This is a genomic window from Rhizobium sp. 768_B6_N1_8 (assembly GCF_051811225.1).
Classification (GTDB): Bacteria; Pseudomonadota; Alphaproteobacteria; order Rhizobiales; family Rhizobiaceae; genus Rhizobium.
This window is the reverse complement of record NZ_JBPWPV010000001.1, coordinates 456,935-483,073: the sequence shown is the minus strand read 5'-3', so window position 1 is coordinate 483,073 and position 26,139 is coordinate 456,935. Positions and strand designations below refer to the sequence as shown.

Annotated in this window: 24 protein-coding genes and 1 pseudogene; 10 read left to right on the top strand and 15 right to left on the bottom strand. The window is 61.1% G+C overall.

Annotated elements, in window-relative coordinates; all coding sequences use genetic code 11:
• Window positions 1-9 precede the first annotated feature (9 nt).
• Window positions 10-2,187, top strand: a complete 2,178-nt coding sequence (gene glyS / locus AB8B33_RS02370; protein ID WP_439014220.1) for a glycine--tRNA ligase subunit beta — start codon at window positions 10-12, stop codon at window positions 2,185-2,187.
• A gap of 51 nt (window positions 2,188-2,238) precedes the next feature.
• Here the strand turns inward: glyS and AB8B33_RS02365 are convergent, their stop codons facing one another.
• Window positions 2,239-2,448: a tautomerase family protein gene (locus AB8B33_RS02365; RefSeq protein WP_439014219.1), complete on the bottom strand. Its 210-nt coding sequence runs from the start codon at window positions 2,446-2,448 to the stop codon at window positions 2,239-2,241.
• 97 nt (window positions 2,449-2,545) lie between these two features.
• Here AB8B33_RS02365 and AB8B33_RS02360 point away from each other — a divergent pair.
• From AB8B33_RS02360 to AB8B33_RS02350, 3 genes and pseudogenes are all read left to right on the top strand, one after another.
• Window positions 2,546-2,683, top strand: a pseudogene (locus tag AB8B33_RS02360) (LysR family transcriptional regulator); the annotation flags it as partial.
• Window positions 2,684-2,768: 85 nt separating this feature from the next.
• On the top strand, window positions 2,769-3,458 hold the full coding sequence (locus AB8B33_RS02355; protein WP_439014218.1) for a LysR substrate-binding domain-containing protein: 690 nt from the start codon (window positions 2,769-2,771) through the stop codon (window positions 3,456-3,458).
• A 32-nt stretch (window positions 3,459-3,490) separates the two neighbouring features.
• On the top strand, window positions 3,491-4,012 hold the full coding sequence (locus AB8B33_RS02350) for a DUF523 domain-containing protein (protein ID WP_113322447.1): 522 nt from the start codon (window positions 3,491-3,493) through the stop codon (window positions 4,010-4,012).
• A gap of 37 nt (window positions 4,013-4,049) precedes the next feature.
• Here AB8B33_RS02350 and AB8B33_RS02345 read toward each other — a convergent pair whose 3' ends face one another.
• From AB8B33_RS02345 to AB8B33_RS02300, 10 genes are all read right to left on the bottom strand, one after another.
• A complete protein-coding gene (locus AB8B33_RS02345) occupies window positions 4,050-5,873 on the bottom strand; it encodes a methyl-accepting chemotaxis protein (protein ID WP_439014217.1) in 1,824 nt (607 codons plus the stop codon).
• A gap of 277 nt (window positions 5,874-6,150) precedes the next feature.
• Complete coding sequence (locus AB8B33_RS02340) at window positions 6,151-7,974, bottom strand: methyl-accepting chemotaxis protein (protein ID WP_439014216.1); 1,824 nt, start codon at window positions 7,972-7,974, stop codon at window positions 6,151-6,153.
• A 349-nt stretch (window positions 7,975-8,323) separates the two neighbouring features.
• A complete protein-coding gene (locus tag AB8B33_RS02335) occupies window positions 8,324-8,776 on the bottom strand; it encodes a plant virulence effector HPE1-like domain-containing protein (RefSeq protein ID WP_439014215.1) in 453 nt (150 codons plus the stop codon).
• Between the two features lie 108 nt (window positions 8,777-8,884).
• Window positions 8,885-10,156 carry a phosphoribosylamine--glycine ligase gene (gene purD / locus AB8B33_RS02330; protein WP_439014214.1) on the bottom strand — a complete coding sequence of 424 codons (1,272 nt, stop codon included), beginning with the start codon at window positions 10,154-10,156 and terminating at the stop codon, window positions 8,885-8,887.
• Between the two features lie 92 nt (window positions 10,157-10,248).
• On the bottom strand, window positions 10,249-12,186 hold the full coding sequence (locus AB8B33_RS02325; protein ID WP_439014213.1) for a DUF2207 domain-containing protein: 1,938 nt from the start codon (window positions 12,184-12,186) through the stop codon (window positions 10,249-10,251).
• A 133-nt stretch (window positions 12,187-12,319) separates the two neighbouring features.
• Entirely contained in the window at window positions 12,320-13,591 is a 1,272-nt protein-coding gene (aroA, locus tag AB8B33_RS02320; protein ID WP_439014211.1) for a 3-phosphoshikimate 1-carboxyvinyltransferase, read from the bottom strand.
• A gap of 83 nt (window positions 13,592-13,674) precedes the next feature.
• Window positions 13,675-14,226: a LemA family protein gene (locus AB8B33_RS02315; protein ID WP_439014210.1), complete on the bottom strand. Its 552-nt coding sequence runs from the start codon at window positions 14,224-14,226 to the stop codon at window positions 13,675-13,677.
• 103 nt (window positions 14,227-14,329) lie between these two features.
• Window positions 14,330-15,289, bottom strand: a complete 960-nt coding sequence (locus AB8B33_RS02310; RefSeq protein WP_439014209.1) for a glycine--tRNA ligase subunit alpha — start codon at window positions 15,287-15,289, stop codon at window positions 14,330-14,332.
• Between the two features lie 157 nt (window positions 15,290-15,446).
• Entirely contained in the window at window positions 15,447-15,638 is a 192-nt protein-coding gene (locus AB8B33_RS02305) for a hypothetical protein (RefSeq protein WP_113321850.1), read from the bottom strand.
• 18 nt (window positions 15,639-15,656) lie between these two features.
• A complete protein-coding gene (locus tag AB8B33_RS02300) occupies window positions 15,657-16,517 on the bottom strand; it encodes a S49 family peptidase (protein ID WP_113321851.1) in 861 nt (286 codons plus the stop codon).
• Between the two features lie 192 nt (window positions 16,518-16,709).
• Here AB8B33_RS02300 and AB8B33_RS02295 point away from each other — a divergent pair, with 192 nt between their 5' ends.
• Complete coding sequence (locus tag AB8B33_RS02295) at window positions 16,710-18,053, top strand: Nramp family divalent metal transporter (protein ID WP_439014208.1); 1,344 nt, start codon at window positions 16,710-16,712, stop codon at window positions 18,051-18,053.
• A gap of 81 nt (window positions 18,054-18,134) precedes the next feature.
• Here the strand turns inward: AB8B33_RS02295 and AB8B33_RS02290 are convergent, their stop codons facing one another.
• Both AB8B33_RS02290 and AB8B33_RS02285 read right to left on the bottom strand, forming a co-directional pair.
• A complete protein-coding gene (locus AB8B33_RS02290; protein ID WP_439014207.1) occupies window positions 18,135-18,911 on the bottom strand; it encodes a tRNA1(Val) (adenine(37)-N6)-methyltransferase in 777 nt (258 codons plus the stop codon).
• 4 nt (window positions 18,912-18,915) lie between these two features.
• Window positions 18,916-19,143: a putative signal transducing protein gene (locus tag AB8B33_RS02285; protein WP_439014206.1), complete on the bottom strand. Its 228-nt coding sequence runs from the start codon at window positions 19,141-19,143 to the stop codon at window positions 18,916-18,918.
• A gap of 109 nt (window positions 19,144-19,252) precedes the next feature.
• On the opposite strand from AB8B33_RS02285, the gene AB8B33_RS02280 reads away from it, so the two are divergent.
• The 4 genes from AB8B33_RS02280 (at window position 19,253) to moaB (ending at window position 23,740) form a co-directional block, all read left to right on the top strand.
• Complete coding sequence (locus AB8B33_RS02280) at window positions 19,253-20,269, top strand: polyprenyl synthetase family protein (protein WP_439014205.1); 1,017 nt, start codon at window positions 19,253-19,255, stop codon at window positions 20,267-20,269.
• Between the two features lie 202 nt (window positions 20,270-20,471).
• Entirely contained in the window at window positions 20,472-22,307 is a 1,836-nt protein-coding gene (locus AB8B33_RS02275; RefSeq protein WP_439014204.1) for a tetratricopeptide repeat protein, read from the top strand.
• A gap of 6 nt (window positions 22,308-22,313) precedes the next feature.
• Window positions 22,314-23,189, top strand: coding sequence for a 4-(cytidine 5'-diphospho)-2-C-methyl-D-erythritol kinase (locus AB8B33_RS02270; protein WP_439014203.1), 876 nt, complete (start codon window positions 22,314-22,316; stop codon window positions 23,187-23,189).
• Window positions 23,189-23,740, top strand: coding sequence for a molybdenum cofactor biosynthesis protein B (moaB, locus tag AB8B33_RS02265; RefSeq protein WP_439014202.1), 552 nt, complete (start codon window positions 23,189-23,191; stop codon window positions 23,738-23,740). Before AB8B33_RS02270 ends, moaB begins: the two co-directional genes overlap by 1 nt.
• Before the next feature lie 22 nt (window positions 23,741-23,762).
• Here the strand turns inward: moaB and AB8B33_RS02260 are convergent, their stop codons facing one another.
• Window positions 23,763-24,077, bottom strand: coding sequence for a hypothetical protein (locus tag AB8B33_RS02260; protein ID WP_113321858.1), 315 nt, complete (start codon window positions 24,075-24,077; stop codon window positions 23,763-23,765).
• Window positions 24,078-24,255: 178 nt separating this feature from the next.
• The gene (locus tag AB8B33_RS02255; protein ID WP_113321887.1) at window positions 24,256-24,774 is read right to left on the bottom strand and encodes a glycosyltransferase family 2 protein; all 519 of its coding nucleotides are present in this window, start codon (window positions 24,772-24,774) and stop codon (window positions 24,256-24,258) included.
• 138 nt (window positions 24,775-24,912) lie between these two features.
• Between AB8B33_RS02255 and AB8B33_RS02250 the strand changes: the two genes are divergently transcribed.
• Entirely contained in the window at window positions 24,913-26,070 is a 1,158-nt protein-coding gene (locus tag AB8B33_RS02250) for a PA0069 family radical SAM protein (protein ID WP_113321859.1), read from the top strand.
• Window positions 26,071-26,139 lie beyond the last annotated feature (69 nt).

Genomic DNA, 26,139 nt, shown 5'->3' with positions numbered 1-26,139 from the left:
AAGAGTACCATGCCGAACCTGCTTCTCGAACTTCGCTCCGAAGAGATCCCCGCCCGCATGCAGCGCAAGGCCGCCGGTGACCTCAAGAAGCTCCTTACCGATGCCCTGGTGGAAGCAGGACTGACCTATGAGGGTGCGCGCGAATACTGGACGCCGCGTCGCCTGACGCTCGACATTCACGGGCTGACGGCCCGCTCCGCCGATATCCGCGAGGAGCGCAAGGGGCCGCGCACCGACGCCAACGAAAAGGCGATCGAGGGCTTCCTGCGCGGCGCCGGCCTTTCTTCAGTTTCCGAGGCACAGGTCGTCAGCGATCCGAAGAAGGGCGATTTCTACGTCGCCGTCATCTCCAAGCCCGGCCGTGGCGCCGAGGAGATCATCGCCGAAGTGATGCCCGGCATTATCAAGGATTTCCCCTGGCCGAAGTCGATGCGCTGGGGCAAGGCCTCCTCGCAGCCTGGCTCGCTGCGCTGGGTTCGTCCGCTGCAGTCGATCGTTTGCACCTTCGGGACCGAGCATGAAGAAACGGTCGTCATCCCCTTCGAGATCGACGGCCTCGTTGCCTCCAACGTGACCTACGGCCATCGCTTCCACGCGCCCGAGGCCATCACCGTCAAGCGCTTCGACGATTACGTCGCGAGCCTCGAAAAGGCGAAGGTCATTCTCGATGCTGAGCGGCGCAAGGACATCATCCTGCATGATGCCCGCGACATCGCCTTTGCGAGCGGGCTGGAACTGGTCGAGGACGAGGGCCTGCTGGAAGAAGTCTCCGGTCTCGTCGAATGGCCGCAGGTGCTGATGGGTTCCTTTGAGGAGGACTACCTTTCGATCCCCTCCGAGATCATCCGCCTGACCATCAAGACCAACCAGAAATGCTTCGTCACCCGCAAACAGGGTGAAGAGACGCTTTCGAACAAGTTCATTCTCGTGTCTAACATCCAGGCGAAGGATGGCGGCAAGGAAATCGTTCACGGCAACGGCAAGGTCGTACGTGCGCGCCTGTCGGACGCGCTGCATTTCTGGAAGCGCGATCAGGGCAACCTGCCGGACCTCGAGACGCTGGAAGCTTCCGCAAAGAAATTCGGCCTCGACCTCGCCAAGCCGCTCGACCAGCGCATGGCCAAGCTCGATGCTCTCAACGTGACCTTCCATGCCAAGCTCGGCACGCAGGGCGATCGCGTCGAACGCATCCGGGCGATGGCCGCCAAAATCGCCATGCCCGTCGGCGCCGATTACAAGGTGGTGGACCGCGCCGCGGTTCTCTGCAAGGCGGACCTGCGTACCGAAGCCGTTGGCGAATTCCCGGAACTGCAGGGCGTCATGGGCCGAAAATATGCGGCACTGCAGGGCGAAGACGCCTCCGTTTCGACCGCGATCGAAGACCATTACAAGCCGCAGGGTCCGTCTGACCGTGTGCCCGACGACAAGGTGGCGATCACGGTGGCGCTTGCCGACAAGCTCGATACGCTCATCGGTTTCTGGGCAATAGACGAGAAGCCGACCGGCTCGAAGGATCCATTTGCGCTTCGCCGTGCGGCACTCGGCATCATCCGCATCCTGCTCGAAAAGCGCGCCCGCGTGACGCTCTTGCCGCGCATCACCTCGCATATGCAGCGCATCGATACGGATATTGGCGCCAGCGTCGATACCGACGACCTAACGCGGCAGTTCGATCTGCTCTCCTTCTTCCACGACCGCCTGAAGGTCTATCTGCGCGAACAGGGTGCTCGACACGACCTCATCGATGCCGTGCTGACACCTGAATCCGACGACCTCTTGATGGTCGCCCGCCGCGTCGAGGCGCTGACGGCCTTCATCACCTCGGAAGACGGCATCAACCTGCTTGCCGGCACCAAGCGCGCCACGCAACTTCTGGCCGCCGAGGAAAAGAAGGGCACGGTTGTCGCCGACGGCGTTTCCGAGGCATTGCTGAAGCTTGATGCCGAGAAAGAACTGTTTGCCGCCATCACCAAGGCTTCGTCGGAAGCTGCCGGCGCGGTTGCGCATGAAGACTTTCGCTCGGCGATGGAAGCGCTGTCGAAGCTGCGGGCTCCCGTTGACCGCTTCTTCACCGATGTGCTGGTCAATGACGAGGATGCCGCGATCCGCGCCAACCGCCTCGCGTTGCTGCGGATGATCCGCGCGGCGACGGGGACAGTCGCGGACTTTTCGAAGATCACCGGCTAAACGGCCGACAAGTGAAAATGGGGCCGAATGGCCCCATTTTGCTTTTCTGCCTCATCGTCCCTTTTGCATCTTGGCGATGGTAAGCGTTTCGCCTGCGCGGCCATAACCGCCGTCGATGACCTCATCGACGAGGACCATGGTATAGGGGCGAACGCCCTCCCCGAAAAAGTCGACGAACATGGCCGTCGTTCTGAGGATGATGTCCTCCTTCTGCTCTGCGGTCAGAATACCCTGGGGAAACTTGTAGTTTGCGAATGGCATGATGTGCTTCTGCCTGGTTTACGTTGTGACCCGGCAAGCCTAGCGGCATCGGCAACATGCTTGAAATTGATATGAAGTATATGCATTCATCCACGCAATGGATTTGCATGGTATCGATCTCAACCTGCTCGTTGCCTTCGACGCGCTCATGAAGGAACGGAGCGTGACGAAGGCCGGCATTCGCATCGGCCGCACGCAACCTGCCGTGAGCGCTGCTCTGGCGCGGTTGCGCAGCCTTCTCAAGGATGAGCTTTTGGTGCGGGGACCGCAGGGCCTGCAGCCGACACCAAGAGCGCTTGATCTCGCCGAGCCATTGTCGCGTGCTCTTGCCGATATCCAGCGCACACTCGATTTCACCCAGGCATTCGATCCTGCGACCTGCCGCCTTCACGATCGGCCTCTCCGACCATCCGACTTTCGCGCTGCTGCCGCAACTCGTTGCGCATCTTGTCAAGGCGGCTCCGGATGCGACATTGCAGGTCCGGAATTTCAGCGCCCGCGACGACGCCATCGATCTCTTGGATGCCGGAGAGGTCGATGTGACGGTTGGGGTGCCGGCAACGAAAACGGGACGTATTCTGACCCAGCCTCTGTTTGAGGAGCGTTTCGTCTGCATCGTCAGGAAGGATCATCCAGCTACACGACGCACGCTCGATCTCGACGCCTTTCTGGCTCTCCCGCACCTGCTCGTCTCGCCGGAAAACGAGCGTTTCGGCCATGTCGACGCGGCGCTGGCAAAGACAGGGCTTCAGCGGCGGCTCGCGCTCACGCTTCCCAATATGTATGCCGCGCCGCTCTTGATTGCCCGTTCCGACATGATCGCCACCTTGATGGCCGGCGTCGTGGAGGCCTCCGGCCATGCGGACGAACTTGCCCTGTTGGAGCCGCCGCCGCTCATGCTGGAGCCCATCCCCTTCGTCATGTCCTGGCATCGGCGCAACGATGCACATCCGGCGCAGCGCTGGTTCCGGAATTGCATTGCCGAGGTTGCACCTGATGTCAGGCGATGACGTCCGCATGAATCTCCATTAAACCTCATCCCATGGTGTCCAAGATCCTCGTCAGTGCCTGTCTCATGGGCCACGCCGTCCGATATGACGGACGCGCGAAGCAGCTCGTCCATCCGGCAATCGAGCGCTGGATGCAGGAAGGCCTGATCGTGACGATCTGTCCGGAAATGTCGGCCGGCATGCCGGTGCCACGGCCACCCGCCGAAATCGGCGATGCGGCTGATGGCGAGGATGTGCTGGCAGGAACTGCCCGCGTCGTGGAGTTGACCGGTGGCGACGTGACCGATGAATTCCTACGGGCGGCGGAAAATGCCGTGCGGCTTGCGACCGATAACGGCTGCCGTTATGCGCTGCTGATAGACGGCAGTCCGTCCTGCGGTTCCGGCTTCATCTATGACGGCTCCTTCTCGGGCAACCGGCGGGCCGGCAACGGCGTTACCGCGGCAGCGCTGAAACAGGCAGGCATCGAAGTCTTTTCCGACCACGAGATCGATCGGCTCATCCAACGCATCGGCCCCAACAGCACGGCCGCCGGGAGTACCGGCGGCCGCTAATTTCCTTCGTGATGAAATTGCTTTTAGTCACCCCGGCTTATGCGGCGCGGCGACCCTGATGCATGGCAGGAGCTGCGGCAGCATTGCCGACGCGGAAGCCACGGATGAGACCGAGCAGTTCATCGGTGTCGGCAGCCAGCGTTTCGGCCGATGCCGTGGTCTCTTCGGCCATGGCGGCGTTCTGCTGGGTGGCGGCGTCGAGCTGGTTCATCGAGGACGAGATCGAACGCAGCGTCGTATCCTGTTCGGAGGCGCTGTGGGCGATCTTGGCGACGATCTCGTTGGCAGCCTTGATCTGGTCGGAGATGCGCTTCAGCGCTTCGCCTGCCTCGCCGACGAGGCGGACACCATGGTCGACCTGGCTGGAGGAGCGGGCGATCTGATCCTTGATCTCCTTGGCGGCAGCAGCCGAGCGCTGGGCCAGTTCACGCACTTCCTGGGCGACGACGGCAAAACCCTTGCCGCTTTCGCCGGCACGGGCTGCCTCGACACCGGCGTTGAGCGCCAGCAGGTTCGTCTGGAAGGCGATCTCGTCGATGACGCCGATGATCTTGGTGATCTCCGACGAGGACTTTTCGATGCCGCTCATGGCTTCGATCGCCTGGGTGACGATCGCATCGCTATGGGTGGCTTCGGTCGAGACCGAGTGAACCCGCTTGCTGGCTTCATGGGCACCATCGGCCGTCTGGCGGACGGCAACGGTCAGCTCATCGAGAGCAGCCGAGGTTTCTTCCAGGCTTGCGGCCTGACGCTCGGTGCGCTGCGAAAGCTCGTTGGAGGCGCGACGGATCTCTTCCTTGGCGACACCGATATCACCGCCCTTGGCGCTGACCTGGGCCATCGCGGCCTCGAGATGCGAGAGCGCATCGTTGAAGTTGTCGCGCAGGGCCGCATATTTCTGGCCGATGTCGGCGCAACGCACCGTCAGGTCGCCGTGGGCGATCTGCTCCAGCGCCTGACCGATGGTGCTGACGACACGGGCCTGCAGCGAGGCTTCATCCTGCTGATGGCGCAGGTTGCTTTCGCGCTCGCTTTCGAGAGCCAGCTGCTGGGCAGCCTCGCGATCGGACATCGCGTGACGTTCCCTGATCTTTTCCTGCAGCGACTGCGTCGCCTTCGCCATCATGCCGACTTCGTTGTTCATGCCGGTATGCGGGATCTTCAGGGAAACATCTTCCTCGGCAACCGCCTGCAGAGCGTTGTGCACGTCCTTCAGAGGGTTCGAAATACCGCGGATGACCAGATAGGCGGCGACAATGGCAAAGAAGAACAGGACGATGCTGCCAGACAGCGCGGACAGAATCTTGTCGTTCACCTGAGCATCGAGATCGTCCATGTAGACGCCGGTGACGACGACGACCTTCCAAGGATCGAAGGCCAGTGCATAGGCCGTCTTGCGATAATCGCCAACGGGCTGGCCCGGTTTGGCTGTGGAATAATATTCGACGAGACCACCGCCCTGCTGCCCGACCTTGACCAGCTCTTCGCGATAGAGCTTGCCCTTGCTGTCCGGTTGCCCCTTGTTGGTCTGGCCGATTTTCGAGGCGTCATAGTGGAACATCATCTGGATGTCGTAGCTATAGCCGAAGAAATAACCATCAGGGTCGTATTTCATGGCGTTGAGCGTGGTGTAGGCCTGCTTCTGGGCGTCTTCCAGCTTCATTTCGCCTGAAGTCACCTTTGCCTGATAGAGCTTGAGAACGGAGACCGCAGACTGGACCTCCGAACGCAGCATGTCATAGCGTTCCTTGTAGATCGCATTGACCGAGGAGCGGACCTGAAGGGTGGTTGCGATCGCAAACGCTACCATCAGGCCGATGACCAGCAAGATAAGCTGCTTCGATATTTTCAAATTTTTCATGATGCCTCGCAACGGGAATGAGTGGCTGCATTCCGGTGCGGTTTTCTACCGCCTGTGCGAGCGCGCCAGATAAAGGCAACGCATCTACCGCTGCTAAAGGAACATGCTGCGACCGGTTAGTTACGATTGGCATTCATCCTATAATAAAGCTTTAATTTTATTAGATTTTGGACAAAATTTCCCTACAAATCTGGGGGGCACCGAAAGCAAAACCGCCGGATCTTCATCCGGCGGCCGCTAATATTTTGGTGATGAAATTGCTTTTAGTCACCCCGGCTTATGCGGCGCGGCGACCCTGATGCATGGCAGGAGCTGCGGCAGCATTGCCGACGCGGAAGCCACGGATGAGACCGAGCAGTTCATCGGTGTCGGCAGCCAGCGTTTCGGCCGATGCCGTGGTCTCTTCGGCCATGGCGGCGTTCTGCTGGGTGGCGGCGTCGAGCTGGTTCATCGAGGACGAGATCGAACGCAGCGTCGTATCCTGTTCGGAGGCGCTGTGGGCGATCTTGGCGACGATCTCGTTGGCAGCCTTGATCTGGTCGGAGATGCGCTTCAGCGCTTCGCCTGCCTCGCCGACGAGGCGGACACCATGGTCGACCTGGCTGGAGGAGCGGGCGATCTGATCCTTGATCTCCTTGGCGGCAGCAGCCGAGCGCTGGGCCAGTTCACGCACTTCCTGGGCGACGACGGCAAAACCCTTGCCGCTTTCGCCGGCACGGGCTGCCTCGACACCGGCGTTGAGCGCCAGCAGGTTCGTCTGGAAGGCGATCTCGTCGATGACGCCGATGATCTTGGTGATCTCCGACGAGGACTTTTCGATGCCGCTCATGGCTTCGATCGCCTGGGTGACGATCGCATCGCTATGGGTGGCTTCGGTCGAGACCGAGTGAACCCGCTTGCTGGCTTCATGGGCACCATCGGCCGTCTGGCGGACGGCAACGGTCAGCTCATCGAGAGCAGCCGAGGTTTCTTCCAGGCTTGCGGCCTGACGCTCGGTGCGCTGCGAAAGCTCGTTGGAGGCGCGACGGATCTCTTCCTTGGCGACACCGATATCACCGCCCTTGGCGCTGACCTGGGCCATCGCGGCCTCGAGATGCGAGAGCGCATCGTTGAAGTTGTCGCGCAGGGCCGCATATTTCTGGCCGATGTCGGCGCAACGCACCGTCAGGTCGCCGTGGGCGATCTGCTCCAGCGCCTGACCGATGGTGCTGACGACACGGGCCTGCAGCGAGGCTTCATCCTGCTGATGGCGCAGGTTGCTTTCGCGCTCGCTTTCGAGAGCCAGCTGCTGGGCAGCCTCGCGATCGGACATCGCGTGACGTTCCCTGATCTTTTCCTGCAGCGACTGCGTCGCCTTCGCCATCATGCCGACTTCGTTGTTCATGCCGGTATGCGGGATCTTCAGGGAAACATCTTCCTCGGCAACCGCCTGCAGAGCGTTGTGCACGTCCTTCAGAGGGCTGGAGATGCCACGGATGAAATAGGCCGCAACGGCGATGCCGCCGACAAAGACGATCAGCGAGGCGGTTAGCGCCTTCCAGATCGTCGCATTGACCTTCTGCTGGAGGTCATCGAGATAGACGCCGGTACCGACGACGATCTTCCAGGGTTCGAAGGCCTTGGAATAGGCGCCCTTGAGGAAGACCTGGTCTTCCGGCTGGCCGGGCTTGCCCCAGTAGTAGAAGGTGCGGCCGCCGCCGGCCTTGCCGTGGTCGACCAGCGCCTGGCTGAATTTCGTGCCCGCCTTGTCGACCTGACCGCTCATGTCCTTACCGATATTGGTCGGATTCGGATGGAAGAGCTGGACGACGTTGTAGTCCATGCCGAAGAGATATCCTGATGGCTGGAAGGTCACGCGCTTCAGGATGTCGAAGGCTTCGGCCTGGGCAGCCTCATGCGTCATCTGGCCGGCCTTCTCGCGTTCGTAGAAGGTGTTGAGGACGGAGATGCCTGATTCGACCTGCGTGCGCAGCATGTCGAAACGCTCATCATAGATCGCCTGCTCGGATGTACGGATTTCAAAATAGGTTGCGACTGCAAATGCAGCCATCAAAACACCGACCAGCGCAAAAAGCTGATGAGCAATCTTGAGTTTCTTCATGATTGGCCTCACAGAAAAGGTGAAATGCAGTATCCCGGATCGGTCAACTCCCGACCTGCGCGCGAGAAATCGCGCGCTCAGCTAGCGCAATCATGCGTCCTCCGGCCCTCGTAAGTAAAATTAATGTGAATGATTAAATTATCTTTTAACAAAGGCAGGACTTCTACTCGGGCGGACTAGTAAAATTGATGGGTGTCTTCTTGCAGACTTGTATAGGTTGCGGCCCACTCATGAATACAATCAGGTAAATTAGAATATACTTATCTTGAATAGACAAAACGCACCCTGCTTCTCTTCAGAGTGCGTTCGCGACGATCGAAACTTTGATCCGAGTGGCAAAGAGATCCGATTAGAAACGGAGCTCAAACGCGGCCACGTCGAGAGATGTGGTTCCACCCATGCCAGCCGCTACCGGCTTCGCCTCACCGCCGACCACGGCTGCCGTCGCCTCATTGTCGATACCCTCGCTGGGCACCGGTGGAGCCAGCGCAAGCATCTGCTCGGGTGTTGCCTTGCTCACGAAGAGGACGGGGGAACCACCCATCCAGTTTTCGGTGCGATAGATCTTTTTTTCTCCATCGACATCACGGACCTCGGCATGCTGGAAAGCGCCGGGACGCAGTTCCGGCACCAAATAATCCTTTTTGGAAGCTTCCGTCTGCAGCGGCGGGCAATGGTCGCAGGTCTCGGTGATGATGCTGCCGGTTTCCCTCGGCTTGCTCGGCCCGACCACTTCGATCGAGGCGGCCATGGCGGAACCAGCCGCCAGCAGAAATACTGCACTGAGGAAAATCTGACGCATCAACACCACTCCGTCTCACATTAGGAGCCAGATTAGCGCAGCTTTGTTTCCATCCCGTCAGAAGAAAGGGTAAAAATTTAGCGAAACGGGCCGTTGTCTGCCCGGTACTTATGCTTTCTCGCGTTCCACCGCACGCCAGCCGATATCGCGGCGGCAGAAGCCGTTTTCCCATTTCACGCCGTCGAGCAGGGCATAGGCGCGGTCCTTTGCCTCACCGACCGTGCGGCCCGTCGCCGTCACGTTCAGGACGCGGCCGCCGGTTGCCACCAGAGCACCATCCTTCAGCGATGTGCCGGCATGAAACACCTTCTCACCCTCGCCGGCCGCCGGCAGCGCAAGGATCGGGGTATTCTTCTCATAGGAGCCGGGATAGCCTTTCGAGGCCATGACGACGGTCAGCGCAGGGTCGTCGGTCCATTCAGCCTCGACCTGGTCCAGCGTGCCATGGGCACAGGCAAGCAGCAGCGGCAGGAGATCGCTCTTAAGCCGCATCATCAGCACCTGGCATTCCGGATCACCGAAGCGGACATTGTATTCGATGAGTTCCGGCCCCTTGGCGGTCATCATCAGGCCTGCGAAGAAGACACCGCTGAAGGGATGACCACTTTCGGCCATGCCGTGAATGGTCGGCTCGATGATCTCCTTCATCGTACGCTCGATCATCTCGGCCGTCATGACGGGTGCGGGCGAATAGGCACCCATGCCGCCGGTATTGGGACCGATATCGCCCTCGCCGACACGCTTGTGGTCCTGCGCGGTTGCGAGAGGAAGGGCGGTCTTTCCATCGCAGAGGCAGAAGAAGCTTGCTTCCTCGCCATCGAGATAGGCTTCGACGACGACTTCGGCTCCGGCCTCGCCGAACGCGCCTTCGAAACAATCGTCCACCGCGGCCAGTGCCTCGTCCAGTGTCATGGCAACCGTGACACCCTTGCCGGCAGCAAGACCATCGGCCTTCACGACGATCGGCGCGCCCTGCTCACGGATATAGGCTTTGGCCTTCGGAGCGTTGTTGAAACGCTGATAGGCGCCGGTCGGGATGTTGTAGCGTGCGCAGATATCCTTGGTGAAACCCTTGGAACCCTCGAGTTGGGCCGCCGCCGCAGACGGGCCGAAGACCGCATAGCCTGCGGCACGCAGCGCATCGGCGATGCCGGCAACCAACGGGGCTTCCGGTCCGACGACGATGAAATCGATCGCCTTTTGCCGGCAGAAGGCGACGACCGCATCGTGGTCGTCGACATCAAGCGCGGCCAGTGTCGCATGTTCTGCGATGCCGGGATTGCCAGGCGCGGCATAGAATTCCGTCATCAGCGGCGATTGCGCCAGTTTCCAGGCGAGTGCGTGTTCGCGTCCGCCCGATCCGATCAACAGAACCTTCATGCCTGATCCCTTTCCTGCTGGTCTGGCCTGTGGGCCTGGCCTTTTGTGTCTGGCGGTTAAGCGGGAAGGCCCGAAAGGTCAAGCGCGAAAGCTCACCAGCCCCCGCCTCCGCCGCCTCCGCCACCTCCGCCGGACGAGCCGCCGCCGGAGAAACCCGAGGACGAACTGGAGGGCGGCGGTGAAGGAATAGTGGACGCGAGGGTCGAGGCCATCGACGACGAGAAGCCGCCGATACGATCGGAAAAGCTGCCGCTGTTGAAATTGCCGGAATACCAAGCGGGGCTATAGGCAGCCGCGGCGGCTCCGGCTGCAGCAGCCGCCAGCCAAGTTTCGAACGTGCGCGACCATGGCTTTTCGACACCGAGCGCCACGGCATAGGGCAACAGGGTCTCGAAATGTTGCGGCGACATTTGCGGCGCGCCGGCCATGTTCATCCGGTCCTTTTCGGCGAGCGTCAGATATTGCCGCAGGCCATCAACGCCGGCGGTCATCTTGGCACCGAGCGGCGTCGGTGCCCCCATGATGAAGAAATAGAGGATGTTGAAGAGCACGATGCCGCCAACCGCAAAGAGCATGGGCGTTTCGTGGAATTCCATCAGCGAAGAGCCGAGCGCCAGCACGACGGCAGAGAGAATGCTCAAGCCCACAAAAACGGCGATGGCGATGGCGATGACTGCGAAAATCTTGCCGACGAGCGAACGGCCACGATGCAGCGCCTTCGCAAAACCTGCCACAAAGACAGACAGGAAGACGGAAATGCCGATGGGGATGATCATCAGCGCGATCGTATCCGGCTCCAGCGAGCCGAAGACGAAGAGCGCCACCAGCGCCGCAGCGCTTAAAATCACGCCGCCGGTGATATAACCGGCATTGGAATTGTAATATTTGCCGCGGTGTTCCCGTTCGATCGACGAGCGGAAGCTCTGGCCGACCGATTTGACCTTTTCGCCGTTGGCCTTGTCGATGGTGAGCGTATCACCGGCTCTGCCGACCGCCTTCAGGAGCTCGGCCTCGCCGGCCTGGAGCTTCTCCTTGCCGAGCGGCTTGTCGGCGCGACGGATGACGATCGAGTCCTTGAGATCTTCCAGCGTAACATAGCCGCGCACGGCAAGATCGAGCGCGGTTGCCGAAAGCGCCGTCCAGCCCTGGCCGGAAAAGCCTCTATTGTCGATGTAATTGACAAGCGCAGGCGAAATGCCAGCAGGCGGATCCCAGCGCGGCACAACGATCTCTTGCGCCGGATCACGGCCAACCTTCAGCCAGGAGCGCGTGTAATAGAGGAAGACGAGGATGAGGCCGCCGAAGCCGATGAAATAGTCACGGTTATCGCTGAACCACCAACTGCTCTCCTGATCGGCGCTCGGCGGATCGATCGCACCCTTCGGCAGTTTCGCGGCAAAGGTCAGCCCCTCCTCCGCGCCGAGCGGCGCGGTGGTCGCGACGATCAGTCGGCCGTCGTCTACGTTCGCTCGAGCATCCTTGCCGGTGGCACCGACGGGGCCAGTGAAGACGGCGAGATCTTCGGGCACAACGCCCCGCGGAAAGGTGACCGTCGCTACCGCCGAGCGGATCGGAAATATCCAGCCGTTGCCGGTAACGTTCCAATAGAGCTCGTCATGATCGTCGAAGTAACGGATCTGACGGTTCGTTTTGTAGGTGAAGACATATTGATGACGGCCGGGAGAGATCGTCACGTCTTCGGAGCCCGCATAGATGCGGATGCCGCCAGTGACGGATTCCGTATGCCAGGGCTCGTCCCTGCCGTCGCGCTTGACCGAGACGACGCTGAAATCGACGCTGCGGCGTCGGCCGCCCGCATCCCTGAAGGTCAGCGGAAAATCGCGGAAGATGCCCCGCCGGATGCGGTCGCCTTCGGCATTGACAGTGATCGTTTCCGCCACTGTCATCGCCCCGCTCTTTTCCAGCTGGATGGCGGAATCGAAGGAAGCGATGAATTCCTCAGCCGTTGCTGCTCGTGCCGATAGCACCAGCAGCAACGCGAAACAAATGCCGAAAAACCGCCGGATCATGTCCCCTCCCCGATTGCGGTTCAGCCTGAAGCGTGTCGCGATGTTTCGAGTCGCCGCGCTTTAGGTGTTTGTTTTATGCGTGTCGTGATCGCAAAACCGCTGCACAATTCTGTGCAACAGTTCCAGGCCCGACTCAGGCTTGGTCCTTGTAGGCAACCCCCAGCTCTGCAAGCGTGCGCCAGTAAGCCGGGAAGGTCTTGCCGACGCAGTCAGGGTCGAGAATGGTGATGCCGTTGATCTTCAGGCCGGCAAGCGCAAAGCTCATGGCGATGCGGTGATCGGCAAAGGTATCGATATCGGCCGGCAGCGTCTGGCCGGCGAGATCAGGATCGGAATGGACGATCAGATCGTCGCCTTCCTCGACCGCCAGGCCTTCGCGAATGTTGTTGAGCCCCGTGGACAGAGCGCGGATGCGATCGCATTCCTTCACCCGCAGGTTGGCGATGCCGACGAAGCGGACCGGCGTCTCGTTGAAAGCGGCGAGAACGGCGATCGTCGGGATGGCATCCTGCATCTGCGAGCCGTCGATTTCAGCCGGCAGGTGCGGGAACTTGGCGATCGTTTCATAGGCCTTGGCGTCCGGCTGGGTGAAGGCATCGTTCGCCACGCCAAGATCGATCTTACCGCCGCTCAGCACTTCAGCGGCCCAGAGGTATGTCGCCGCCGACGCATCCGGCTCGATGACGAAATCGGCTGCGGTATAACCGGTCGGCTCGACGCGCCAGGTCGCGGCGTCGAGCTGCTCCACCTTGGCGCCGAAGGCCTCCATGGCGGCGAGTGTGAGATCGACATAACCGCGGGCACCGATATCGGTACCGGCAAGCGCAATCGTCACAGGCGCGTTGGCGCCCTGCTTGGCGAGCGGTGCTGCCATCAGAAGGGCCGACACATATTGGCTGGACAGACCGGCATCGATTTCGACACGGCCGGACGCGAAATGTCCGTTGCCGCGCACCGTCACCGGCGGGCAGCCGGTTGGCGCCTCGGCGTTCAGTCCCAGCGACTTCAGGGCTGCAACGAGCGGGCCGATCGGCCGCTTGCGCATATGCTCATCGCCGTCCACCACGACCGTGCCCTCGACGGAAGCAACCACAGCCGTCAGGAAGCGCGTCGCCGTGCCGGCATTGCCGAGGAAGAGCGGAGCTTTCGGCTGATGAAGCTTGCCGCTGCCGGTCACCACAAAGGTCGTCTCGTCGGGCTCGTCGATCTGTACGCCCATGGCCCGCAGCGCCTCGGCCATATATTTCGTGTCGTCGCTCTTCAGCGCGCCGGTCAGCCGGCTCGTGCCCTTGGCAAGACCGGCCAGCAGCAAGGCACGGTTGGTGATCGACTTGGAGCCCGGCGGCACGGCACGACCGGCCAGCGGCTTGCCCGGCGGGATGATGGTGAGCTTGGCTTTACTCATTGCGCTTGTCTCTTCTGTCCATTGCAGCGGCCGCGAGCGGCCTTGTCGGACTGCTCATAGCAGTTTTTGTGCAAAGACAAAGGTCAGAACTTGACGGTCGGCACAGTGCGATCGGCCTCGTTGGCAATTTCGAAATATTCGCGTTTGGAGAATCCGAACTGGCCGGCAACGAGGTTCGAGGGGAAGCTCTCGACCTTGACGTTCAGATCGCGGGCAGCGCCATTGTAATAGCGCCGCGCCATCTGGATTTCGCTTTCCATCGTTTCCAGCGAGGCCTGAAGCTCGGAGAAATTCTGGTTGGCCTTGAGATCGGGATAGGCTTCGGCGAGCGCCATCACCCGGCCGAGCGCCTGCCCGAGCAGACCTTCCGCCTGCGCCCTGCCGGCTACATCGCCAGCGGGAACGGCCTGCGCCTTGTTGCGAAGCTCGACGACCTCTTCGAGCGTGGTCTTTTCATGGGCGGCATAGCCCTTGACGGTCTCGATCAGGTTCGGGATCAGATCGGCGCGCCGCTTCAGCTGCACATCGATGCCAGACCAGGCCTCCTCGGCCATCTGCCGGGAACGGACGAGGCCGTTGTAGATGAAGACGACGTAGAGTGCGATTAGAACGATGACGCCAAGAGCGATATACATCGCGAATCCCCCCGAAAAGCCAATGTGGCGGGAGACTACGCGGGTTTCGTAGAGATCGTCAAACGGGGAAGGCGGCGCAAGTGCTCCTCGCGCCGCAGCAGGATCAGGCGGCTGCGTTTACGAGGTCAAAACCGCCCGCATCCGTCAGCAAAAACGCTTCGCCGCAGGCTTTGGCGAGCGTGCGCACGCGCAGGATGTAGCTCTGGCGTTCGGTGACGGAGATCACGCCGCGGGCGTCGAGCAGGTTGAAGACGTGGCTAGCCTTGATGCACTGATCGTAGGCGGGGAAGACGCATTTGTGCAGGCGCTGGTTGGCGTTATTACCAGGTGCGCCGGCGGCGAGCAGCGCCTGGCATTCCTTCTCGGCATCGATGAAGTGGCGATGCAGCATTTCGGTATTGGCGAATTCGAAGTTGTGGCGGGAATACTCCTGCTCGGCCTGCAGGAAGACATCGCCGTAGCTGATCTTCTCGTCGCCTTCGCGGCCGTTGAAGTTCAGGTCGTAGACGTTATCGACGCCCTGCACATACATGGCGAGGCGCTCCAGGCCATAGGTCAGCTCGCCGGCAACCGGCGAGCATTCAATGCCGCAGATCTGCTGGAAATAGGTGAATTGCGAGACTTCCATGCCGTCGCACCAGCATTCCCAGCCGAGGCCCCAGGCGCCGAGCGTCGGGCTTTCCCAGTCATCCTCGACGAAGCGGATATCGTGCAGCAAAGGATCGAGGCCGATGGCAGCGAGCGAGCCGAGGTAAAGTTCCTGCAGGTTCGGCGGGTTGGGCTTCAGGATGACCTGATACTGGTAATAATGCTGCAGGCGGTTCGGGTTTTCGCCGTAACGGCCGTCGGAGGGGCGGCGGGACGGTTGCACATAGGCGGCCTTCCACGGCTTGGGCCCAAGCGCGCGCAGCGTGGTGGCCGGATGGAAGGTACCCGCACCCACTTCCATGTCATAGGGCTGCAGAACCGCACAACCCTTGTCCGCCCAGTAGTTATGCAGGGTCAGGATCAGCGCCTGGAAAGAGCGCTTCGGGTTCATATGGTCAGGAATGGCAGCAGACATGGAAGGGCACCGATTGCTTGGAATATGAGCGCGACAGGTGCCACGCAGCGCCGCAGGGGTCAAGACTTTTGCACCGCGTCCCGACAAACCTCACAAACGGCCAGCCGGTCAGCGATCTCGATCGCCGATCGGCAACGCTCAACACACACGCTTCGGCCTATTCGTCTTCCCGTTTCAGGCGATATTCACCCGTCGCCGGATCCTTCACCAGTGTACCGATGGCCCCCGTCTGGCGCTCCTTCTCGGCGCGGCGGGATTTTTCAGCAAGCCTCTGCGCATCGGAAACAAAGCGACGGTAGAGCCACCAGCCCGCGCAGACGAGGATCAATAACGTGATAAGCTGTGCCATGTCCCCTCCTACCTCCCATCAAAGCCCGTAGCGGCTCCACAATGCCCTCTCCTCTGCCGCTTCGACAAGCCCCGACGCAAGACCGGACGCCGCACCATCAAGCGAGACCGGTGAGACACCGGGAATGCGGCGGCCGAGCAGCCCGCGGGTGGCCGTGACGAGCTGCAGCTTCGTTTTCTGGCCGTAGCGTTTCTTCAGTTCCTGGCGCATGTCGCCGAGCCCGTCAATCAGGCCGAGCTCCAGGCCGCGCGTGCCGCTCCAGAAGAGACCGGAGAAAACAGCCGCATCGTCCGTCAGCTTGCCGGCACGGCGCTCGCGCACCATCGAGATGAAGACCTGATGGATCTCCAACTGCAGGCTCTTCAGATATTCGATGTCCTTTTCCTTCTCGGGCTGGAAGGGATCGAGGATCACCTTGTTTTCGCCTGCCGTATAGACGCGACGCTCGACACCGATCTTCTTCAGGAGTTCCGGAAAACCGAAACCACCCGAGACGACGCCGATCGAACCGACGATGGATGTCGGGTCGGCGATGATTTCATCGCCCGCCAGCGCGATCATGTAGCCGCCGGAGGCTGCCACATCCTCCACGAAGATCAGCACCTTCTTCTGCTTTTCACGCGCAAGCTCGCGGATACGCGTGAAGATAAGGCGGGACTGGACGGGCGAGCCGCCCGGCGAATTGATAGAGATGGCAACAGCCGGTGTATCCTTCATGGAGAAGGCCTTTTCCAGCACCGGCGCAACATTGGCGAGATTGAGGGTCGGGCGGAACTGACCGCCGCCGCTGATGATCGCGCCCTGCAGCCTGACGACGGGGATGACGAGCCCATCCTTACGAAACCGCTTCGGCATCAGCTTTCTCAAAAATCCAGCCATTTCTCTTCCTCAACATGATCGGCGGCGCCAGCATGCATGTGCACATTACAAGGGCATTGCATGTATGCGCTGCAACGACAAACGCAATGGCTACGTTCCCAAAACATAGCCCTCCATTTTCTTGTTGCGAATGACTTGCATTATCATTCTAATCAGGCATAGTGCCGGCATGGGTAATCAGGTGAAAGTGGCATGGACATCATAAATCCGAATGCAAAGGGCGGCTGGCGGACCGAGCGCGGCGAAGCTTCGCTCTCCGACGTCTACCGTACAGTTGGTACGGGGCGGCACAGCTCCACGTGGCGGCGGGCGGCAGCCTTCCTCGGCCCCGGCTACATGGTGGCGGTCGGCTACATGGACCCTGGCAACTGGGCGACCTCGCTCGCCGGCGGATCGAAGTTCGGCTATGCGCTGCTGACCGTCGCACTGCTTTCGAACATCATGGCAATCGTGCTGCAATCGCTTTGCGCGCGTCTTGCGATCGGCTCCGGCCGCGACCTGGCGCAGGCCTGTCGCGATGCCTATCCGAGCTATGTCGCAGTGCCGCTCTGGGCCTTTGCGGAAATCGCCATCATCGCCACCGATATTGCCGAGGTGATCGGCACGGCGATTGGCCTCAATCTGCTTTTCGGAATTCCTCTCGAAATCGGCGTGCTGATCACCGCGCTCGACGTCTTCGTCATCCTTCTGCTGCAGAGGCTCGGCTTCCGCTGGATGGAGGCTTTCATCATCACGCTGCTCGGCGTCATTGCGATCTGCTTTTCGATCCAGATCTTCCTTGCCGACCCGCAATGGGGCGCCGTCATCAGGGGCTTCCTGCCTACGCCTGAGGTCGTCACCAACCCCGAAATGCTCTACCTGGCGCTCGGTATTCTCGGCGCGACCGTGATGCCGCACAATCTCTACCTTCATTCCGGCATCGTGCAGACGCGCTCCTACGGCCATACCGTGCCGGAGAAAAAGGAGGCGCTGACCTTTGCGACCCTCGACTCCACCGTGGCGCTCTGCTTCGCGCTCCTGATCAACGCCTCGATCCTGATCCTTGCCGCGGCTGCCTTCAATGCCAACGGCAAGACCGATGTGGTGGAACTTGGTGAGGCGCATTCGCTGCTGTCGCCGCTGCTCGGCCTTGCCATTGCGCCTACGCTCTTCGGCATTGCGCTGCTCTGCTGCGGCCTGAATTCGACGGTCACCGCCACGCTTGCCGGGCAGATCGTCATGGAAGGCTTCCTGAAAATCAAGCTGAAGCCCTGGGTACGCCGCCTGATCACCCGCGCCATCGCCATCGTTCCCGCGGCTTTCGTGACGATCTGGTACGGCGATCAGGGCACGGCGGAGCTGCTGATCTTGACCCAGGTGGTGCTCAGCCTGCAGCTTTCCTTTGCCGTCTTCCCGCTCGTGATGTTCACGGCCAGCAAGGCGAAGATGGGCGAGCTGGTGGCACCGAAGTGGCTGAGCGCCATCGCCTATGTGGTCGCTATCGTGATCGCCGGCCTGAACGTCAAGCTGCTCTTCGACTTCATGACCGGAGGCTAGAATTTGTTCTCAGGCAATTCCGGAATTGATTTTTCTCGCAATTCCAATCGGAAAACCGCTGCAAGCTTTCCTGGAATTGCTTCAGAGCCTGCCATAAGCCGCACGGCCATTGTTGAAATCATCGACGAGAGGGGAGAACTTATGGCTCCCCTCTTCGTGCATGATGAGGGGCGCACGCAGCGATAGCCGCGCGCGCGAACCCTTGATCGCCGTCACGAGGATGCGGACGGCGTTTTCCCCCTCACGCGGATGAATGGGGGTGATCTCGATGCCGCCGAAGCGCCTGCTGCAACCATCAATGATCTCGGCGATCGATTGCGGCCTCGCGATCAGCGACAACTGTCCGCCCGGTATCATGATGGCGCCGGCCGTACGGATCCAGCTCTCGAAAAGGCCATCGGTCATGGCATGCGCCTCCGCCTTCAGCGCATCCGGCGTCCTGCGGTCGCCGGCGTCATTGAAAGGCGGGTTCATAATAACGTGATCGAAGCTTTCATCAATCAAGCCTGCGTCATTGCGTGCCTTGGCGGTCAGCGTGACATCGGCCTCAACGACCGAGACGCGGCCGGCCATATGGGAATTATCAGGCAGTTCGATGCTGCGGCGGGCGTAGTTGGCCATTTCCGCCGAGCGCTCGAAGAGCACGACCTCGGCCCTCGAAAGACGGGAGGCGACAGCAAGGCCGGCTGCACCCGCTCCGGCCCCGAGATCGGCCACTCTTATGGGGCGATCATCGGCAACAAGGGCCGCCAGCAGCATGGCATCCATGCCGGCACGATGCCCCCTGCCCTTAGGCTGGACGATATGGAAGAGGCCGCGATGAAAGGCGTCTATGGTGTCCGTCACCGCCTGCGTCATCTTTTCACTTCCGCTCGCGCAATTCGCCGCCGAGACCCGCATCGATAAGGATGCGACGGGCTTGAACGGCCATCGCCTCATCGACCAACAGGCGGCGCGGCAGCATGCCGAGCGAGCCCTCCAGCACGCTCATCCCCTGGTCGGCGATGAAGCACGAAATTCCCGCATCCTTCATGAGGCTCTCGGCAAAAGAGAGCAGAACGGGGTCGTTTGCGCGGATAAGCTCATGCATTTGCCGTCATTTTCCCTTCCGAATTTGCTGGCAGCGACAATTCACCCCTTGCCGCCTCCATCGCCCCTTTCTATTGTCAAAGGCAACGAATGAACAGGAGTCCGGGTCGTTGGGCGTGGTAATACCGCTTGAAGAAAACAAAAACAAACTGGCTTCCATCAAGCCGCTGGTGGACCTCACCAAGGCTGACATGGAGCGGGTGAACCAGCTTATCCTTTCCAAGGCCGGCTCCGATGTCCAGATGATCCCGGAGGTGGCGAACCATCTCATCTCCTCCGGCGGCAAGCGCCTGCGGCCGATGCTGACGCTCGCTGCGGCCTCGCTCTTTAACTACAGGGGCGAAAACCACATCAAGCTCGCCACATCAGTCGAGTTCATGCATACGGCAACGCTGTTGCATGACGACGTGGTGGATGAAAGCGACCTGCGCCGCGGCAAGTCGACCGCGCGGACGATCTGGGGCAACCAGGCGAGCGTTCTCGTCGGCGACTTCCTGCTCGGCCAGGCCTTCCGCATGATGGTCGAAGTCGGCTCGCTGGAGGCGCTCGACGTGCTTTCCTCTGCCGCTTGCGTCATCGCCGAGGGCGAGGTGCTGCAGCTTTCCGTCGCCAAGAACATGGAAACGACCGAGGACGATTACCTCTCTGTCATCCGCGCCAAGACGGCCGCTCTCTTTGCCGCTGCTGCAGAAGTCGGACCCATCGTTGCCGAGACCAGCAAATCCAACCGCAACGCGCTGAAATCCTACGGCATGAATCTCGGCCTCGCTTTCCAGCTCGTCGACGACGCGCTCGATTACGGCGGCAAGGCTGCCGATCTCGGCAAGAATGTCGGCGACGACTTCCGCGAAGGCAAGATCACCCTTCCGGTCATCCTGGCCTATCGCCGTGGTACGCAGGACGAGCGCGCTTTCTGGCGCGATGCGATCGAAGGCGGTAACAGCAGCGATGCCAATCTGGAAAAGGCGCTCGGCCTGATCACCAAATACGGCACGCTGAACGACACGATCCAGCGGGCCGTCCACTACGGCACGATCGCCCGGGATGCGCTGGCGCCTCTGCCGGACAGCCCCTGGAAATCGGCCCTGATAGAAGTCATCGATTTCTGCATCGAGCGCGTGAACTGAAGCTTGCCTTCGTGTGACGCATGTCGTTGCCGCAAAGCCGCCGCACGCTTTTGCGCGGCGGCGCTTTAATCAAGCGTCCTTGAACGTGGGCTGAATTTCTTGCAGGGCCGCTTCAAAAAAGCCATCCTGTTGTGAATCAGTGTTTGCAACTGATTTTGCGGCCGGCGCATTGAGTCGGCCGTCCCTGAAGAAAGGTTTTCTAATGCGGCAGAGATTTGTCACCCGTCTCCTTTCGAGCGCAGCCCTGGCGGCGGTGCTTTCGCTCGGCGGGATCGGCGGTGTGAACGCCGAAGACGCGGCCAAGGCGGATGATGCCAACAAGACCGTGACTTTCGATCCGGACAGCGTATCCACCTTCTCGGGCGCGTTTCTCGCTGCCCGCACGGCCGATGTGGATCACGATTATCCGACGGCGATCGAGCTCTACAAGAAAGCCTTGCAGATCGAGCCGGGCAATCCGGAAATCCGCCAACGCCTGATGATCTCGCTGCTGCTCAACGGCGACATCAAGGACGGCGTGAAATATGCCAACGACCTCAAGGGCGACCCGACCGTCGAGCGTATCACCACGATCGTGCGCGGCATGGACGCGATGCGCCGCGGCGAGTTCAAGACGGCTGAATCGATCCTGAAATATGACGGGCCGAACGATCTCGACCGCATGATGAACGACCTTCTGCTGGCCTGGGCACGTGTCGGCGCCGGCCGCGGCAAGGAGGGGCTAACCATGGTCGAGAAGATGAAGGGACCGGATTGGGTCCGCATCTTCCAGAACTACAATGCCGGTGCGATCGCGATCGTCAACGGCGACGTCAAATCTGCCCGCCAGCATCTCAACGATGCCGTGCTGGACAAGGAAGGCGGCGCAACTGCACCTGATACCTTCATGCGCGCCATCATGGCGCTCGCCCGCCTCGAAGCCTCGCAGGGCAACAAGCAGAAGGCGCTCGACGCCGTTTCCGTCGGCGACAATCTGCTGCCGAACTACACGCCGCTGAACGCGCTGCGCGACAGCATCGAAAAGGGCGAGAAGCAGGAACAGCAGGTCAAGAGCGCCGAAGAGGGTGCGGCTGGCGTGCTCTTCTCGGTCGGCGGCGCGCTGAACCGCGATGGCGCCGAGGACATTGTCTCGCTCTATCTGCAAACGGCCAATGCACTCGATCCGAATAGTGCCGACACGCTGGTGCTGCTTGGCGGCATTGCGGAAAAGCAGAACCAGATGGATCGCGCCATCGCGCTTTACCAGAAGGTGCCGGCGAATTCGCCGATGCGTCGCATCTCCGAACTGCAGTTGGGCCTCGCGCTCGCGCAGGGCGGCAAGGTGGACGAAGCCCGCAAGCACCTGCAGTCGCTGATCGCTTCCGACCCGACCGATATCAGAAGCTACCTCGCCTATGGCAGCGTGCTTTCCGACGCCAAGGATTATCAGGCGATGGCCGATAATTACGACAAGGCTGTCGAAGTGATCGGGCCGCTGCCGGGCCGCTCGGACTGGAGCGTCTTCTTCCAGCGCGGCATCGCCTATGAGCGGCTGAAGAAGTGGGACCAGGCGGAGCCTAACTTCCGCAAGGCGCTCGACCTCAATCCGGACCAGCCGCAGGTTCTGAATTATCTCGGTTATTCCTGGATCGACATGAACCGCAACCTCGACGAAGGCCTTGGGATGATCAAGAAGGCCGTCGAGCTGCGTCCTGACGACGGTTATATCATCGACTCGCTCGGCTGGGCCTATTTCCGCCTCAACCGTTACAACGATGCTGTCGATGAGCTGGAACGCGCGGCGCAGATCAAGGCCGGCGACGCGACGATCAACGACCATCTCGGCGATGCCTACTGGCGGGTCGGCCGCAAGCTGGAAGCCGTCTATCAGTGGAACCGGGCGCTCGCCTCCGAACCCGAGGAAACCCAGATCCCGAAGATAAAGGAAAAAGTCGCCAACGGCCTGCCTGCGCAGGACGACGACTCCAAGACCGTCGACAAGAAGCAGCCGGACCCGCAGCCGGTGACGCCGCCGCCGCCGGTCGACAAGAAATCCTGAGGCCGCATGCCTGACGGGCTCGGCGATTTCGCGGTCACCGAAGATGCGTGCGCAAAAATCAATCTGGCCCTGCATGTGACGGGCCAGAGGCCTGACGGTTACCACCTTCTTGAAATGCTGGTGACATTTGCTCGCCACTGCGACCGGCTGGGCTTTGCGCCTGCCGATGCGGATGATTTCACGCTTTCCGGCCAATTCGCCGATGTGCTTGCCGATGACCCCGGCACCAATCTGGTGCTGAAGGCGCGTGACCTGCTGCGGGAAGCGGCAGGCGGCGCTCCGCCCGTGCGCATCCATCTGGAAAAGAATCTGCCGGTCGCTTCCGGAATCGGCGGCGGCTCTGCCGATGCGGCAGCGACGCTGCGCGGGCTGATGCGTCTATGGGACGTGACGCTTCCCACTGAGACCGTTGCCGCCCTCGCACTGAAGCTTGGGGCCGACGTGCCGATGTGCCTGAAAAGCACGCCGCTGATCGCACGCGGTATCGGCGAAAAGATAGAGACGGCCGATGCCCTGCCCTCCTTCGCCATGGTGCTCGCCAATCCGCTGAAAGGCGTTTCCACGCCCGAGATCTTCCAGCGGCTTGTCACCAAGAATAATCCTTCATTGGTCCTGAAGAAGACTCCGCACTGGATGGAAGCCATACGGGCGACACGCAATGATCTTGAGATGCCGGCGCGGGAACTGGTTCCCGAAATCGCCGAGATTTCAGGCATGCTCGCGGCAGAAGGCGCGCTTTTCACGCGCATGTCCGGCTCTGGCGCGACCTGCTTCGGCATCTTCGAGACACCCGTTGCTGCGCTGCGCGCCGCTGAGCGTCTTCACGCGGCCCGCCCGGACTGGTATTTCCAGTCGACGGAGACTTTCGCAGGAGGTGCATGATGGCAGGCCTGGACGAAAAACGAGCTTTTATCCCCCTCGGCATTGCGGTTCTGACCGTTTCGGATACACGCACGCTGGCGGATGACAAATCCGGCGATACGCTGGTGGCACGGATTGTGGAAGCCGGCCATCATCTGGTCGACCGCGACATCGTGCCTGACGACCGCGAGAGGATCACCGCGCGCGTGCGCGCCTGGACAGAAGCCAAGGAGATCGACGTCGTCATCACCACGGGCGGGACCGGCTTCACCGGCCGCGACGTGACGCCCGACGCACTGGAACCGCTCTTCGAAAAGAGGATGGACGGGTTTTCGGCCGTGTTCCACCGCATTTCCTACGACAAGATCGGCACCTCGACGATCCAGTCGCGCGCTACGGCAGGTGTTGCCAACGCCACCTTCATCTTCGTGCTGCCGGGCTCGCCCGGCGCCTGCAAGGATGCCTGGGACGGCATCTTGAAGGCGCAGCTCGACTATCGCCATATGCCCTGCAATTTCGTGGAGATCATGCCGCGGCTGGACGAACACCTCAAGCGCGGCGCGACGAAATAGACTGGTTACAACAGCAGCATCGCTATGTCGCGAGGCCCGGCAGGGCGGGCATCGTTTCCCAGCTATCACCGGACAGCAGCACGCAGCTTATCCCGTGAACGTCCGTGACGACGAGCGTCCATGTGCCGCTTTCGGCGGCATAGACTTCGAGAATGGCGTTCTGGTTAATCAGTCCGACTGCAGTGAGCTTTTCGCCAAAGTTGCTGTCCAGGAAATTGACGATCTCGGATCGGCCTGCGCAACTGCGCATCATCTGCGATGCTGCCGGATGCGGATGCGCGATCACCAATGTCGTCAATATGACGGCCAGCAGGCCGTGGACCATATTGCGTAGCATGACGCACCTCCTTTCGCCGGAAACCCGGCAGAAGAGGAGATTTTCGCTGACCTGTTCTGCCGTTCACCGGCATTCCATGGCCATCCGTTACGAAGCGAGGCGCTTCGGCGGCGCCATAGCCGAATTATAGCGCGAAATCCTATTGGGCGCCATCTTTTCGCAATGTCGAGGAGTGCAGCTATCGCGCGGCGCGGGCGACCCAGGAGGGAATCAATTCGCTGGAGAGTTGGCGCGGCTTCTGTGCCTTGACGAATTCGGTAAGGCGCATGCCGCTCTTTGCAGCTGAAATGGCGAGTTTCTTCGGCATGAGCAGGCCGAGTTCCAGCGGCGGCCTGGCACGGCCGACGCGCTGGAAAAAGGGGCGCCGATAGCCGCGCGAGGCGGTGAAACGCGCAGGCACCTTATTCAAGGCTACGTATTCCGCGACTTCGTCGATCCAGCCCGCCTGCGGTCTTGCGCCCGGTTCGACGAAAAGCAGCCATTCGCCGCGAGCGGAACGGATGATGTCCTTGATATCCCACTGCGAATGGAAACGGCAGCCGGCGGCATCCGCCACCCGCGAGGTGCCGTCGCGGGAGCCGTGATCGAGCACGACCACGTCGCTGACGAGGCCTTCCACAGCGCCCGCCACCAATACCGATAGAGTCTGGGCCAGCTCAGGTTCCTGATCCTGGCATTCAAGAACGACAGTCAACATTGCCTGTTTATAGAGCGCCGCACAAAATTTTGCCAGCACCACTTTCCCCATTTTGTTCTTGCATTGTTCTCTTTTTGCGGATAGGAATATAATCATCAAAACGAGCGGGATCGAGCGTTTCCGCCGCTGGAGAATCCGATGAGACCACAGTCCCTTGCAGGGCAGGCCGCATTTGCGCCTGCCAATACGGCAGATATTGCCGACGCGATGATCGCGGCCTCGGGGCTGCGCATCGAGGTTGACCGGCGGCGTGGCCGCGGCGCGGGGCTTAATCCCAGCGGCCGCTTCGAGCCAACACAGCGCGAGACCTTCGATGATGGCTGGCAGACGCTCGAGGAACTGCCGCCCTTCAAGACGGATGTGCAGATCGAGAAGCCGCGCACGGCGATCACCCGCAACGAGTCCCCCGACCTTTCCTTCGATCGGTCGATCAATCCCTATCGCGGCTGCGAGCATGGCTGCATCTATTGTTTCGCCCGGCCGACGCATGCCTATATGGGCCTCTCGGCGGGACTGGATTTCGAAAGCAAGCTGTTTGCCAAGCCGGACGCGCCGAAGCTTCTGGAGCGCGAGCTCGCCAAGCCTGGCTACAAGGTCCGCGTCATCGCGATCGGCACCAACACCGATCCCTACCAGCCGATCGAGAAGGAGTGGCGCATCATGCGGCAGATCCTCGAAGTGCTGAACAAGGCGAACCACCCCGTTGCGATCGTCACCAAGTCGGCGATGATCCTGCGCGATCTCGATATCCTCACGGAGATGGCGGCGAAGAACCTCGTCCGCGTCGGCATTTCGGTCACGACGCTTGACCGCAAGCTTGCGCGCCTGATGGAACCACGCGCCTCGACGCCGACGCGCAGGCTGGAGGCGGTCCGCGGGCTTTCCGAGGCCGGTGTGCGCACGTCAGTGATGGCGGCGCCGATCATCCCGGCGCTCAACGATCACGAGCTGGAGCGCATTCTGGATGCCGCAAAGGCGGCAGGCGCAGAAGAGGCAAGTTATGTGCTGCTGCGGCTGCCGCTGGAGGTGAGCCCGCTGTTCCGCGACTGGCTGCTGCAGAACTATCCTGACCGTTATCGCCACGTCATGTCGCTGGTGCGCTCAATGCGCGGCGGTAAGGATTATGATGCCGAGTTCGGCAAGCGCATGAAGGGCGCCGGGCCTTACGCCTGGCAGATCGCCCGCCGCTTCGAGATGGCAGCAAAGCGGTTAGGGCTAACTAGGCGAAGCCTTGCCCTGCGCGACGATCTCTTCGTACCGCCAAATGGCAGCGGCGTGCAGCTTTCGTTGCTCTGACTGGTTGTTTTACGCAATTCCGGACGCAAAGCCGCTGCGCACTTTTGCTGGAATTGCTTTTGTTAACGA

What these genes read in the sequence shown, in the direction of transcription:
- glyS (WP_439014220.1), top strand. Translation starts at nt 10, where the DNA reads ATGCCGAACCTGCTTCTCGAACTTCGCTCCGAAGAGATCCCCGCCCGC.
- AB8B33_RS02365 (WP_439014219.1), bottom strand. Translation starts at nt 2,448, where the DNA reads ATGCCATTCGCAAACTACAAGTTTCCCCAGGGTATTCTGACCGCAGAG.
- AB8B33_RS02350 (WP_113322447.1), top strand. Translation starts at nt 3,491, where the DNA reads ATGGTGTCCAAGATCCTCGTCAGTGCCTGTCTCATGGGCCACGCCGTC.
- AB8B33_RS02345 (WP_439014217.1), bottom strand. Translation starts at nt 5,873, where the DNA reads ATGAAAAATTTGAAAATATCGAAGCAGCTTATCTTGCTGGTCATCGGC.
- AB8B33_RS02340 (WP_439014216.1), bottom strand. Translation starts at nt 7,974, where the DNA reads ATGAAGAAACTCAAGATTGCTCATCAGCTTTTTGCGCTGGTCGGTGTT.
- AB8B33_RS02335 (WP_439014215.1), bottom strand. Translation starts at nt 8,776, where the DNA reads ATGCGTCAGATTTTCCTCAGTGCAGTATTTCTGCTGGCGGCTGGTTCC.
- purD (WP_439014214.1), bottom strand. Translation starts at nt 10,156, where the DNA reads ATGAAGGTTCTGTTGATCGGATCGGGCGGACGCGAACACGCACTCGCC.
- AB8B33_RS02325 (WP_439014213.1), bottom strand. Translation starts at nt 12,186, where the DNA reads ATGATCCGGCGGTTTTTCGGCATTTGTTTCGCGTTGCTGCTGGTGCTA.
- aroA (WP_439014211.1), bottom strand. Translation starts at nt 13,591, where the DNA reads ATGAGTAAAGCCAAGCTCACCATCATCCCGCCGGGCAAGCCGCTGGCC.
- AB8B33_RS02315 (WP_439014210.1), bottom strand. Translation starts at nt 14,226, where the DNA reads ATGTATATCGCTCTTGGCGTCATCGTTCTAATCGCACTCTACGTCGTC.
- AB8B33_RS02310 (WP_439014209.1), bottom strand. Translation starts at nt 15,289, where the DNA reads ATGTCTGCTGCCATTCCTGACCATATGAACCCGAAGCGCTCTTTCCAG.
- AB8B33_RS02305 (WP_113321850.1), bottom strand. Translation starts at nt 15,638, where the DNA reads ATGGCACAGCTTATCACGTTATTGATCCTCGTCTGCGCGGGCTGGTGG.
- AB8B33_RS02300 (WP_113321851.1), bottom strand. Translation starts at nt 16,517, where the DNA reads ATGGCTGGATTTTTGAGAAAGCTGATGCCGAAGCGGTTTCGTAAGGAT.
- AB8B33_RS02295 (WP_439014208.1), top strand. Translation starts at nt 16,710, where the DNA reads ATGGACATCATAAATCCGAATGCAAAGGGCGGCTGGCGGACCGAGCGC.
- AB8B33_RS02290 (WP_439014207.1), bottom strand. Translation starts at nt 18,911, where the DNA reads ATGACGCAGGCGGTGACGGACACCATAGACGCCTTTCATCGCGGCCTC.
- AB8B33_RS02285 (WP_439014206.1), bottom strand. Translation starts at nt 19,143, where the DNA reads ATGCATGAGCTTATCCGCGCAAACGACCCCGTTCTGCTCTCTTTTGCC.
- AB8B33_RS02275 (WP_439014204.1), top strand. Translation starts at nt 20,472, where the DNA reads ATGCGGCAGAGATTTGTCACCCGTCTCCTTTCGAGCGCAGCCCTGGCG.
- AB8B33_RS02270 (WP_439014203.1), top strand. Translation starts at nt 22,314, where the DNA reads ATGCCTGACGGGCTCGGCGATTTCGCGGTCACCGAAGATGCGTGCGCA.
- moaB (WP_439014202.1), top strand. Translation starts at nt 23,189, where the DNA reads ATGGCAGGCCTGGACGAAAAACGAGCTTTTATCCCCCTCGGCATTGCG.
- AB8B33_RS02260 (WP_113321858.1), bottom strand. Translation starts at nt 24,077, where the DNA reads ATGCTACGCAATATGGTCCACGGCCTGCTGGCCGTCATATTGACGACA.
- AB8B33_RS02255 (WP_113321887.1), bottom strand. Translation starts at nt 24,774, where the DNA reads ATGTTGACTGTCGTTCTTGAATGCCAGGATCAGGAACCTGAGCTGGCC.
- AB8B33_RS02250 (WP_113321859.1), top strand. Translation starts at nt 24,913, where the DNA reads ATGAGACCACAGTCCCTTGCAGGGCAGGCCGCATTTGCGCCTGCCAAT.